The 12,421-nt window shown below is 39.2% G+C and carries 9 protein-coding genes; 8 read left to right on the forward strand and 1 reads right to left on the reverse strand.

What is annotated here, in order from left to right; genetic code table 11:
* Positions 1-13 precede the first annotated feature (13 nt).
* On the forward strand, positions 14-3,667 hold the full coding sequence (gene rpoC, locus AB1I62_RS14605; RefSeq protein WP_002354777.1) for a DNA-directed RNA polymerase subunit beta': 3,654 nt from the start codon (positions 14-16) through the stop codon (positions 3,665-3,667).
* Between the two features lie 48 nt (positions 3,668-3,715).
* On the opposite strand, the gene AB1I62_RS14610 is transcribed toward rpoC, so the two are convergent.
* Entirely contained in the window at positions 3,716-4,408 is a 693-nt protein-coding gene (locus AB1I62_RS14610) for an A24 family peptidase (RefSeq protein WP_010778025.1), read from the reverse strand.
* Between the two features lie 108 nt (positions 4,409-4,516).
* Here AB1I62_RS14610 and AB1I62_RS14615 point away from each other — a divergent pair, with 108 nt between their 5' ends.
* The 7 genes from AB1I62_RS14615 to AB1I62_RS14645 all read left to right on the forward strand — a co-directional run bounded on the left by AB1I62_RS14615 (position 4,517) and on the right by AB1I62_RS14645 (position 12,412).
* Positions 4,517-6,037 (forward strand): gluconokinase, encoded by a 1,521-nt coding sequence (locus tag AB1I62_RS14615; protein ID WP_010778024.1) that lies wholly within the window; start codon positions 4,517-4,519, stop codon positions 6,035-6,037.
* Between the two features lie 83 nt (positions 6,038-6,120).
* Positions 6,121-6,840, forward strand: a complete 720-nt coding sequence (locus AB1I62_RS14620) for a DUF5105 domain-containing protein (protein WP_010778023.1) — start codon at positions 6,121-6,123, stop codon at positions 6,838-6,840.
* A 127-nt stretch (positions 6,841-6,967) separates the two neighbouring features.
* A complete protein-coding gene (locus AB1I62_RS14625; protein WP_002354782.1) occupies positions 6,968-7,435 on the forward strand; it encodes a DNA starvation/stationary phase protection protein in 468 nt (155 codons plus the stop codon).
* Positions 7,436-7,671: 236 nt separating this feature from the next.
* The gene (gene rplM / locus AB1I62_RS14630) at positions 7,672-8,100 is read left to right on the forward strand and encodes a 50S ribosomal protein L13 (RefSeq protein WP_048670019.1); all 429 of its coding nucleotides are present in this window, start codon (positions 7,672-7,674) and stop codon (positions 8,098-8,100) included.
* A gap of 13 nt (positions 8,101-8,113) precedes the next feature.
* Complete coding sequence (rpsI, locus tag AB1I62_RS14635; protein WP_002354786.1) at positions 8,114-8,506, forward strand: 30S ribosomal protein S9; 393 nt, start codon at positions 8,114-8,116, stop codon at positions 8,504-8,506.
* 138 nt (positions 8,507-8,644) lie between these two features.
* Complete coding sequence (locus tag AB1I62_RS14640; RefSeq protein WP_082153233.1) at positions 8,645-11,662, forward strand: alkaline phosphatase family protein; 3,018 nt, start codon at positions 8,645-8,647, stop codon at positions 11,660-11,662.
* Between the two features lie 189 nt (positions 11,663-11,851).
* A complete protein-coding gene (locus AB1I62_RS14645; RefSeq protein ID WP_367019377.1) occupies positions 11,852-12,412 on the forward strand; it encodes a hypothetical protein in 561 nt (186 codons plus the stop codon).
* Positions 12,413-12,421: the final 9 nt, after the last annotated feature.

The raw sequence follows: 12,421 nt of genomic DNA on the forward strand, positions 1-12,421 counted from the left end.
GAGGGAATTCCTTTTGATCGATGTAAATAAATTCGAAAGTATGCAAATAGGGCTTGCTTCACCAGAAAAGATCAGAAGCTGGTCTTATGGGGAAGTTAAAAAACCCGAAACAATTAACTACCGTACATTAAAACCCGAACGTGAAGGGTTATTCTGTGAACGCATTTTTGGTCCAACCAAAGACTGGGAATGTGCTTGTGGTAAATATAAACGTATCCGTTATAAAGGTATTGTCTGTGACCGTTGTGGCGTTGAAGTCACTCGTTCAAAAGTACGTCGTGAACGTATGGGACATATTGAATTAGCCGCACCAGTTTCACATATCTGGTACTTTAAAGGAATTCCATCTCGGATGGGTCTTGTTTTAGACATGAGCCCTCGTGCATTGGAAGAAGTCATTTATTTTGCTTCATACGTTGTCATCGAACCAGGTGACACAACATTAGAGAAAAAACAATTGTTAACGGAACGCGAATATCGTGAAAAACGTGAACAATATGGCCAAGCCTTCAAAGCTGCTATGGGTGCCGAAGCCGTGAAACAATTATTAGATAACGTCGATTTAGATGGCGAAGTTGCGCAATTAAAAGAAGAATTAAAAACAGCTTCTGGTCAAAAACGGACACGTGCCATCCGTCGTTTAGACATCTTAGAAGCCTTCCGTGCTTCTGGTAACCAACCAAGCTGGATGGTAATGGATGTTATCCCAGTTATTCCACCAGATTTACGTCCGATGGTTCAATTGGAAGGTGGTCGTTTTGCAACAAGTGACTTAAACGACTTATACCGCCGTGTTATCAACCGTAACAACCGTCTAAAACGTTTATTAGACTTAAATGCGCCAAGCATCATTGTTCAAAACGAAAAACGGATGTTACAAGAAGCGGTCGATGCTTTAATCGATAATGGTCGTCGTGGCCGTCCAGTTACTGGACCAGGTAACCGTCCATTGAAATCTCTTTCTCACATGTTGAAAGGGAAACAAGGTCGTTTCCGTCAAAACTTACTAGGTAAACGTGTTGACTATTCTGGTCGTTCCGTAATCGTCGTTGGTCCGTTCTTAAAAATGTACCAATGTGGTTTACCAAAAGAAATGGCGATTGAATTATTCAAACCATTTGTAATGCGTGAATTAGTACAACGTGAAATTGCGACAAACATTAAAAATGCGAAACGTAAAATCGAACGTGGCGAAGATGAAGTTTGGGATATCTTAGAAGAAGTTATCCAAGAACACCCAGTTTTACTTAACCGGGCACCTACGTTGCATAGATTAGGGATCCAAGCTTTCGAACCTGTTCTTGTTGAAGGTCGTGCGATTCGTCTTCACCCATTAGTTTGTGAAGCCTACAATGCCGATTTCGATGGAGACCAAATGGCGGTTCACGTGCCTCTAAATGAAGAAGCACAAGCAGAAGCTCGTATGTTAATGCTTGCTGCCCAAAATATCTTGAACCCGAAAGATGGTAAACCAGTTGTTACACCATCTCAAGATATGGTCTTAGGTAACTACTACCTAACAATGGAAGAAGAAGGCCGTGAAGGGGAAGGCATGATCTTCCGCGACATGAACGAAGCTGTTTTAGCATGGCAAAATGGCTACGTGCATTTACACTCACGGATTGGGGTTCAAACAACACTTTTAGGTGACAAACCATTTACTGATTGGCAAAAAGAACGAATCTTAATCACCACAGTTGGTAAGATCATCTTTAACGAAATCATGCCTGTTGAGTTCCCTTACTTGAACGAACCAACAGACTATAACTTAACTGTTCAAACACCAGATAAATACTTCGTAGAAGCTGGTACAGACATTCCTGCACACATTAAAGAGCAAGAATTAGTTTTACCATTCAAGAAGAAAAATCTTGGAAATATCATTGCTGAAGTCTTCAAGAGATTCCACATTACGGAAACCTCTAAAATGCTTGACCGCATGAAAGACTTAGGTTACAAACACTCAACTTATGCTGGGATGACGGTAGGGATTGCCGATATCATGGTTCTTCATGAAAAACAAGCAATCATTGATGCTGCCCACAAACAAGTTGAAACAATTACTAAACAATTCCGTCGTGGTTTAATTACTGATGACGAACGTTATGAACGTGTAATCGGCGTTTGGAACGGTGCCAAAGACGAAATCCAACAAAAACTGATCGAAAGTATGGAAGCTCGTAACCCAATCTTCATGATGTCTGACTCTGGAGCCCGTGGTAACATCTCCAACTTTACACAGTTAGCTGGTATGCGTGGTTTGATGGCCGCTCCGAATGGACGAATCATGGAATTACCAATCATCTCAAACTTCCGTGAAGGACTTTCTGTCTTAGAAATGTTTATCTCAACTCACGGGGCTCGTAAAGGGATGACCGATACGGCCTTGAAGACAGCCGATTCAGGTTACTTAACACGTCGTTTAGTTGACGTTGCCCAAGACGTAATCATTCGTGAAGACGACTGTGGCACTGACCGTGGTCTTGAAATCGAAGCAATTCGTGAAGGTAACGAAATTATCGAACCATTAGACGAACGTCTATTAGGTCGTTATACACGTAAATCAGTTGTTCATCCAGAAACTGGTGCAATCATCATTGGTGCGGATCAATTAATCACTGAAGATCTTGCCAGAGAAATCGTGGACGCTGGTATTGAAAAAGTAACCATCCGTTCTGTCTTTACATGTAACACAAAACATGGTGTATGTAAGCACTGTTACGGACGTAACTTGGCAACTGGTTCTGACGTTGAAGTCGGAGAAGCAGTTGGTACAATCGCCGCTCAATCTATCGGGGAACCTGGTACACAGTTAACCATGCGTACGTTCCATACCGGTGGGGTTGCCGGTGACGATATCACTCAAGGTTTACCTCGTATCCAAGAAATCTTTGAAGCACGTAATCCGAAAGGACAAGCAGTGATTACAGAAGTAACCGGTGAAGTTATCGATATTTCTGAAGATCCTGCCACACGTCAAAAAGAAGTAACCATCAAAGGAAAAACAGATACACGTACCTATACTGTCCCTTACACTGCACGTATGAAAGTTGCTGAAGGCGACATCATCCACCGTGGTGCACCGTTGACAGAAGGTTCAATCGATCCAAAACAATTATTACAAGTTCGTGATGTTTTATCTGTTGAAAACTACCTATTACGTGAAGTACAACGTGTTTACCGTATGCAAGGGGTAGAAATCGGCGACAAACATATCGAAGTAATGGTTCGTCAAATGTTACGTAAAATCCGCGTAATGGATCCAGGTGACACTGAAATCCTTCCAGGAACATTAATGGACATCGCAGAATTTAAAGACCGTAACTACGACACATTAGTTGCTGGTGGCGTCCCTGCTACTAGTCGTCCAGTCTTACTTGGTATTACCAAAGCGTCATTGGAAACAAACAGCTTCTTATCTGCTGCATCCTTCCAAGAAACAACACGCGTGTTAACAGATGCTGCTATCCGTGGCAAAAAAGATCCATTACTTGGATTGAAAGAAAATGTTATCATTGGTAAAATCATCCCAGCTGGTACTGGTATGGCGCGTTACCGTAACATGGAACCAAAAGAAGTTGGCGTAGCTAGCGAAAACGTTTATAGTATTTCAGACATTGAAGCACAAATGGCTGCTGAAGATGCGATGAAAAACATCAATAAATAAACCCTAAAAAGCCGTAAGGAGCATGCTCCTTACGGCTTTTTTTATTTGCTATAACCAACTGATTGTGAGTAAGCCCAAACTTAAAAAGGGGACAAAGGGAAGTTTTTGTTCAACTGGATACCCTAAAAATTTACAACTGTAGCCATAGATTAGACCATAACTACTGGCAAAAAATAGTAGCATCAGCAACTGAGGTACCTGTAAAAAACAGCCCCACAAACCCAGTAACAAAAGATCTCCTCGCCCCATGGCTTCCGGAAAATAGTGTAAGACGGCTCGGAAAAAACAAAAACAAAAAAGACCAGTCAGTAAGTAAAACGAATGCTGACCCGCCATTTTCAGCAAGCAAAGCACAAAAAAACTCGGATAAAGAATCTTCGGTTCAACCACTAAATACCAGTAATCAATCAAGGATAATGTGAAAGCACTCGTCAGCCACCACCAGAGAATCAAAGCATCAATCGTCAGGCCAGCTGAAAAACAGCTTGCGGTTAACCCGCCCATGACAAGTTCTGCTAAAAGATAACTCTTAGCCACTGGCTGTTGACACTTTCGACAACGAAAGCGCTGCAGTAAAATCGAAACAACTGGAATTAATTCATAGAGTTGTAGAGGCTGGTGGCAACCTTGACAGTGGGAAGGGGGCCACCACAAAGAACGCCCTACTGGTAAGCGCTCCGCCACTAAGCATAAAAAAGAACCGAAACAGGCACCAATCAAAAAGAGATTCAAGAAAAACATAGGTTACCTCCTTAAAAATAAACTACGCTTTTTTTAAACTTTTTCGTTTGACTAGACAAATCTTTTTTTGTTAGGAATAATAAAAGAAACAAGAAATGAGGGAATCAAATGGAAAAATTAGCGATTGGTGTCGACGTTGGCACCACGCAAGCCAAAGCAGTGGCTTTTCAACCCAATGGCACAGTCGTAGCTTCTAGCTATGTGCGTTATCCATTAATTCAAGAGACTGAAGGAATGGCAGAGCAAGACCCAGAAACGCTGTTCCAAGCTGTGGTGAACTGTATTCGAACCGTCACACAACAAGTGAAGAATCAACCAATTGGGCTCATTTCTTTTGCTTCAGCGATGCATGGCTTAATTGCCATGGATGCGCAAGGACGCCCATTGACCCAAGTGATTACTTGGGCTGACACACGAGCATCTGATTATGCGGAAGCGTTAAAAGAAACGCCAGCGGCCCAATTGTTTTATCAATTGACAGGCATGCCAGTTCATCCAATGGCGCCTTTGTACAAGATTCGCTGGCTGCAGGAAAATCAGCCAGCCGTTGCGCAGAGCGCGGCCAAGTTTATTGGGATTAAGGACTACATTTTTTACCGTTTCTTTGGCGAATACTGGACAGATTATAGTAGTGCTTCGGGGATGGGTTTATTTAATATTCACACGCGGCAATGGGAATCGTCGATTTTGGCGTATTTATCTATTGAGGAGGAACAGTTGCCAAAAGTTGCCCCGTCAACGTTCATTTTTCCAGCATTAGCGCCTTCTTGGCAAGAGATGCTTGGTGTTGAGGAGGAAACGGTTTTAGTTCTTGGTGGCGCGGATGGTCCATTGTCTAATTTAGGTTTGGGAGCGCTAGGAATGGGTGTAGCGACTTTGACCGTTGGTACGAGCGGCGCACTTCGGTATATTGTCGAAGAACCTTTTTTGCATCCGCAAGGTGAAACGTTTTGTTTTGCTCTAGATGAACAGCACTGGGTGATTGGTGGCGCAAGTAGTAATGGTGCAGTTGCGTTAGATTGGGCGAGCCAAACGATTTTTGCAGAAGAACGTCAGCAAGCTATCCAAAACGGGACCAATCTCTATGACCCAATTATGGCCAAAATTGCAACCGTGCCAGCTGGGGCAAATGGCTTACTGTTTCATCCTTATTTGCTAGGTGAACGAGCACCGCTGTGGAATGCAGAGGCGAGCGCAAGTTTTATTGGCTTGCGCAAAAATCACCACGCCGGACATTTAGCTCGAGCGGTGGTGGAAGGAATCTGTTTCAATTTAAAAACTATTTTAGAAGATTTGAAACAACTCGGTGGACCCGTTCAGGAGATTCGGGCGACAGGCGGCTTTGCTGATTCCCCTGTGTTCCGTCAAATCATGGCTGATGTGCTGGGAGAAACGTTATCGTTCACTGATAGCACCGAAGCTTCGGCATTAGGCGCTGTTTTGCTAGGCTGGCAAGGCTTAGGGCAATTACCAAATTTGCAAGCAGCGGCGCAACAGGTGCTGATTCATGAAACGGTCACGCCACGAGCGGATCAATTGCTAGTTTATCAAGAACTGTATCCTGTTTTTCAAGAAACCCAACAAATTTTAGCACAAAGTTATCAAAAATTAGCAGAATTCCGAAAATAATTGATAGTAAATAGCTTTGACAAATGGCTGAGAAGTTGCTTAACTAGAAGAGAGACAAAGACTTGAGGAAATGAGGATGAGAAATGAAGAAGCAGCTACTACCACTATTTCTGTTATTCATTGGGGCGTTAGCAAGTTGCAGTGCACCGTCTCATTCCGGCGAAAAAGCAGCGCAACAGTTGGTAGATTACTTTATTTATCAAGAAAAGACAGCGACATTCTCTCAAACTTTTCGTGAACCGAAAGTCTTAGTGGAGCATTTGCAGACGAGCCGTCAACAGTTCCAGAAGCAGTTTTTCAATAGCTTAAAAGAAATGAACGCTGAAGTCACCGAGACCGAAGCCCAGAAGCTTAGCGCAGAATTACTGGCTCAAGTGAAGAAAAAAGCGTCATATCAACTAGTAGCCACGAAAGAATTGAATGGGCAAGCGACAATCACCTTTCAGATTAAGGGCTTAGATTTTGTGACGGCGATTGAAGATACAACCACTGCTCTTCTTCAGCAAACGCAACAGGCAACACAAGCGCTAGACATGCAGCACACGTTAGCCGTTTTAAAAAAAGAAATCCAACAAATCAATGTCAGCCATGAGCCAGTTGAACTGCCATTAACGGTTAAGCAAGTAGAAGGGCAATGGTACTTGCCGGCAGCGGAGCAACTGAGACTGAATCAGTTTTTTTTAGCTTTCGTCACAGGAAAAGAAGATACTGACCAGTTGACGGAGGCACTCGACACGATCCTCACTCAAGCGGAACAAAAAGTCGTCACTGCGGATGAAAAAACAGCGATTTCAGGAAATTAATTAGATTCTTAATTGTAATTATTATAATTTGATAACAATTTTAAAAAAGAAAGGTTTTCAGTGTACTTTTTTCACAATTCATATTACACTAAGAGTGTAGAAATAATATTTAGGAGGATGACAAAGAATGAAATTTGAAAAAACAAAAGAAATTTTGAACCAACTCGTTGCAGATTTAAGCCAATTTTCCGTGGTAATTCATCAAACACATTGGTATATGCGTGGACCTGAATTTTTAACACTTCACCCACAAATGGATGAATACATGGATCAAATCAATGAGCAATTAGATGTTGTTTCAGAACGTTTAATCACATTGGACGGCTCTCCATTCTCAACATTGCGTGAATTCGCAGAAAATACAAAAATTGAAGATGAAATTGGTAACTGGGACCGCACCATTCCAGAACGTATGGAAAAATTAGTAGCAGGCTACCGTTACTTAGCAGACCTTTACGCAAAAGGAATCGAAGTTTCTGGTGAAGAAGGCGACGACTGCACACAAGACATTTTCATCGCAAACAAAACAGACATCGAAAAAAATATTTGGATGTTACAAGCCAAACTTGGCAAAGCGCCTGGTATTGACGCATAATTTAAAACAACTCCCAAAGCCGCTGACGTTGACGTTGGCGGTTTTTTTCTGTTTAAAAGGCACAAAAAAATAAGTGAAAATCTATTTTCTGAAAGCGCAGAAAAACATTGACTTTATCAGTGATTGAAGGTAAAATATTAAATGGTATTGTTTGCCCCACAATGAGCCCCGGAAACTCAAGTGTATGTCAAACATCGAAAACAAAATTGGAGGAAAGAAACGTGCGTACAACATATATGGCCAAAGCTGGCGAAGTAGAACGTAAATGGTACGTAGTAGATGCAACAGATGTTCCTTTAGGACGTCTATCAGCAGTTGTTGCTTCTGTACTACGTGGTAAAAATAAACCAACATTCACACCACATGTGGATACTGGAGATTTCGTAATCGTAATTAACGCTGATAAAGTAAAATTAACAGGTAAAAAAGCTACAGACAAAATTTACTACCGTCACTCAATGTATCCTGGAGGATTAAAATCAGTGACTGCTGGTGAATTACGCGACAAAAACTCTCGCCGTCTTATCGAAACTTCTGTAAAAGGTATGCTACCTAAAAACACTTTAGGACGTAAACAATTTACTAAATTGAACGTATACGGTGGAGCTGAGCATCCACATGCTGCACAACAACCAGAAGTATTAGATATCACGAACTTAATTTAAGGAGGGAAATTCATTGGCACAAGTACAATATAGCGGCACAGGCCGTCGTAAAAATGCAGTTGCCCGCGTACGCTTAGTACCAGGTACTGGTAAAATTACTGTAAACAAAAAAGACGTAGAAGAATATATTCCACATGCTGACTTGCGTGAAGTTATCAACCAACCATTTGGCGTAACTGAAACAAAAGGCGCTTACGATGTAATCGTAAACGTAAACGGTGGTGGCTATGCTGGACAATCAGGAGCTATCCGTCACGGAATCGCTCGTGCATTGTTACAAGTAGATCCTGACTTCCGTTCTGCTTTAAAACGCGCTGGGTTACTTACTCGTGACGCACGTATGGTTGAACGTAAAAAACCAGGTCTTAAGAAAGCCCGTAAAGCTTCACAGTTTTCAAAACGTTAATTATTTGGAGTCGTTGCAAATTTATTTGCTTACGAATACAGTATGGGACGGAGATTTCCTTGGAAATCGAGTGCCACTCAATTATCATTTTGAAAGACACTTTCCAAATGAGGAAACTAAAATTATAAACCGTCCATTTTGGACGGTTTTTTTAAATTAAAGATAGGTGAAAATATGATAGAATTAAAAAAATACCCAATAGTTACACCAATTATGGCATGTATTTTTATAATTGTTCAACGTGTATTATTTTCGGGTACAGCGATTCCACAATATGACCAAAATGGTACGCGTTTTTATCTTTATTCAGTAGCATTAGGATTAGTTGCAGTTGGTGGGAATTTATTGGCTTTATATATGGGGTACCACGGAAAAAAATCAGTAGGAACCAAGCCGCTAGCTAAATTTGCAAATTTTTATTTATTATATGTTTTTGGAACATTCGTTTTAAATTTGTCTTTGGCTTCTTTTTCATTAAATATACGTGATTATTGGACGATACTCTTTCCAATTAGTCAAAATATTTTTCCATTTGCTACGGCTTACTTGCTTTTGTTTTTATTAAGCCCTTATTTATACGAGTATTTAGATCGGTTAAAGAACGAACAAATCAAATGGACCATGTCACTACTAACATTCTTTTTAATCGCTTTACCAACTTTTTTTGGAAAAGATATTTGGGGAATGGCTAGCGGCAATAGCATTTTACTTTTAATTTATTTTTACTTAGTTGGCTACACCATTTATCGGTTTAAATTTCTTCCTCGTTACCATTTGAAATTTATTCAAGTGGCTTTTGGAATAGTAATATTAGCAAGCTTAGTCTTACTAATGACACAAATCTCTCTATTTTTAAACAAAGGAACAAGTACTGCTACTCGATTCAATGTTCCTTGGTCTCTTTTTTCCGTGTATTATTCAATCTCTTTATTTATATTTTTAGAAAATGTAAATAAACGATTTTCCTTATTGCGTTTAAATTTTAATGTGCTATCTACAAGTTTATTAGTTGTACAAATCTTAGTAAATTGGCCAATTGTTACACGTCTAGTTTCTGAGAAATTTGTTCAAACAGAGGTGAAATCTGGTACTGTTTGGGCAAAACAAATTATCTATTTAACTATTGCTTATTTGATAGTAGCACTTCTTTCTAGCTGTGTTGTATTACTTTTACAAAAAATTCCGCTATATCGTAAAATTGAGCAGAATTTAAGAGTAGAAAATTTTTCACAACTAAAATTGAAATTAAATAAGCTATGGAACTGGGTCTGTGCTTACCGCAGATTATTTTATAGTGCGCTATTTTTCTACTTATTCACGATTATGCAGATGTTATTAATTGCAGATTATGGATCAAAGGATGCAGCACTTCGTTCTATTTTTACCGTTGTTATCTACAGACAGGCACCAGTTGTCTTAAACGTAATAGTAATCATGGCATTCTTAATGTTAGTTATTTTATTGATTAATAGATTTTGGTATGCATTTGCGTTTACCTTAGTGATAAATCTTGTTTTAACTATCGCGACAGTTTTGAAAATTAAATATAGACTTGAACCCATTTTACCGGCAGATTTAGCTTTTTTAAACAGTATTAGTGAAATTTTAGATATGCTAAATCCTGTCATTCTTATTGTTAGCGTCATTGGTTTAGTTTTAGTAGGAATTTATTCTTGGATTCTACAAAAACGTTTGGAAAGAACCTATCATCTAAAAGTAAACATAAAAAAACGAGTATTAGGAATTGTCTCAATTTTAGTGTTTTTTTCAGGGGTCTTTTTCGTTAACCATCAGAACTCGCTGCCTAATTTGGTGTTTAAGCTTTTCCGTATTGATAGTCAATTTTATAATCAAAGACGTGGGACACAGATTAATGGTCCAGTCATCCAATTTTTAAGTAATATTGATGTGAAAATTATGGAGGAACCCTCTGGATACTCACAAGAGAACATTAAAAAAATTATGGCAAAGTATGATGCAGAGGCTAAAAAAATAAATTCAGAGCGTCAGGATTGGCAAAAAGAGCAAACGGTTATTTTTACTCTTAGCGAAAGCTTCAGTGATCCGTCTCGATTGAAGGATATAACCTTGAACAATAATCCATTTCCGTTTATTACACAGTTATCTAAAGAAACAACATCGGGTTTAATGCTTTCCTCAGGTTATGGTGGAGGTACAGCAAACATGGAGTGGCAATCGTTGACAGGGATGGATTTAAGTAACTTGGGGGCTACCTTGCCTGTGCCTTACACTCAGTTAGTGAACAAGCAAAAAAAGACGCCTACTTTTTTAAATTTATTTGATGAAGCTGTGGCAATTCATCCATTTTCTGCAAATACTTACAGTCGTTTAAATGTATTTGAAAAGTTTGGGTTTGATAAATTTCATTATATTGGAAGTCCAGATGGATTGAATTATACACAAAAGATTGAAGCGAATCCTTATATTTCAGATGAAGCAGCCTATCAAGAAACAGTTGATGCGATAAATGCAACGGAAGGTAAGACTCAGTTTATCCAACTATCTACAATGCAAAATCATATGCCGTATAACAATTACTACAAAGAAGACACATTTGATTTCGAGGGGGCTGGTGTCTCAGAAAGCAATAGAAATCAAATGAAGACCTATCTTCAAGGTTTAAATTATACAGATCAAGCAACGCAGAAATTTATTGAAGAAATTGATAAAATTGAAAAACCAATTACAATTGTTTGGTATGGAGATCATTTACCAGGTATCTATAAGGAACAAGATTTAGCGAAGTATCCTTTGTTGTATCGAGAAACAGATTATTTCGTATATAACAATAAATATGCACAACAACAAAGAAAACTGCCAAATTATTCATTAGTATCTCCGTATATGTTTTCTTCATTGGCGCTCGAGCAAGCTAATATTAAAGTGACACCATTTTATGCCTTGTTAACAGCAGTGACAAATAATTTACCAGCTACAACAATTGACCCTAATTCTGGTAGTCAAAACGTTCAGAATGGTAAAAAAGTATTTGCTAGTGATCAAAATAAAACGACAGAAGAAAAAGATCTTACGAAGGAACAAAAAGAGTTGCTTCATGATTATGAATTGATTCAGTATGACCTAGTCGCAGGAAAACAATATTCAGCAGATTGGGCGGAAAAAAAAGTGAATTAATTAGAAATAAAGATGTTATATAAATCTAGTAGGCCATAAGTCGTTTCGACTTATGGTCTACTAGCTATGTCTTAAAATACTCAGCTGAACAAAAGCAACTTCTTCAGAAATAAGCCGAATTCTCCAATAAATGGTATCATTAAGTAATGAAACATAACCATAAAAAATAACAAATATCGGAGGCAAAAAATGAGTAGTGTGGTTTGTCAAAGTTGTGGGGCGAATGCGTTTAAATGGTACGATACCGCTGATCAAGTGGTGGAATGTAAGTATTGTCATTCCAAACAAGCTTTTATAAAAGGTATGGGCGTCGAGTCAGCCATAAAAGTTGTTGGGGGAAAAGAAGAAGCGGAGACGGATTCTGAATACCAAGAACGGATTATTCATCAATTTGGTTTGAAAGATCAAGTGATTGAAGTGAAGAATTATTCATTAATCGATATTCCGTTAACATTTGTTGTTTGGTTGTATTTAGATATTTTATTAGGAGCGTTGTTTATCTGTGGTGGTTTTCTATCTAAAAACTATCGGGCTTGGTACGCCAATTTACTTCGTTGGCACTTTTATGGTTGGCGTTATACAAAGTCAGCGACTGAAAAAGAGAAGGCAAGTCAACGGATTAGAGGCAGTCTGTTGATTAAATGGCTACTTCAAGAGGACCCCAACAAAACGAAAAAATTAATAATGGTTGGCGTATCCATCCTGTTCACTGTCCTGTTCGTTTACACTACAGGAAATGGCGCTGCCTAAACGAAATAT

The sequence above is a fragment of the Enterococcus sp. AN402 genome (genome assembly GCF_040719405.1).
Lineage (GTDB): Bacteria > Bacillota > Bacilli > Lactobacillales > Enterococcaceae > Enterococcus > Enterococcus faecalis.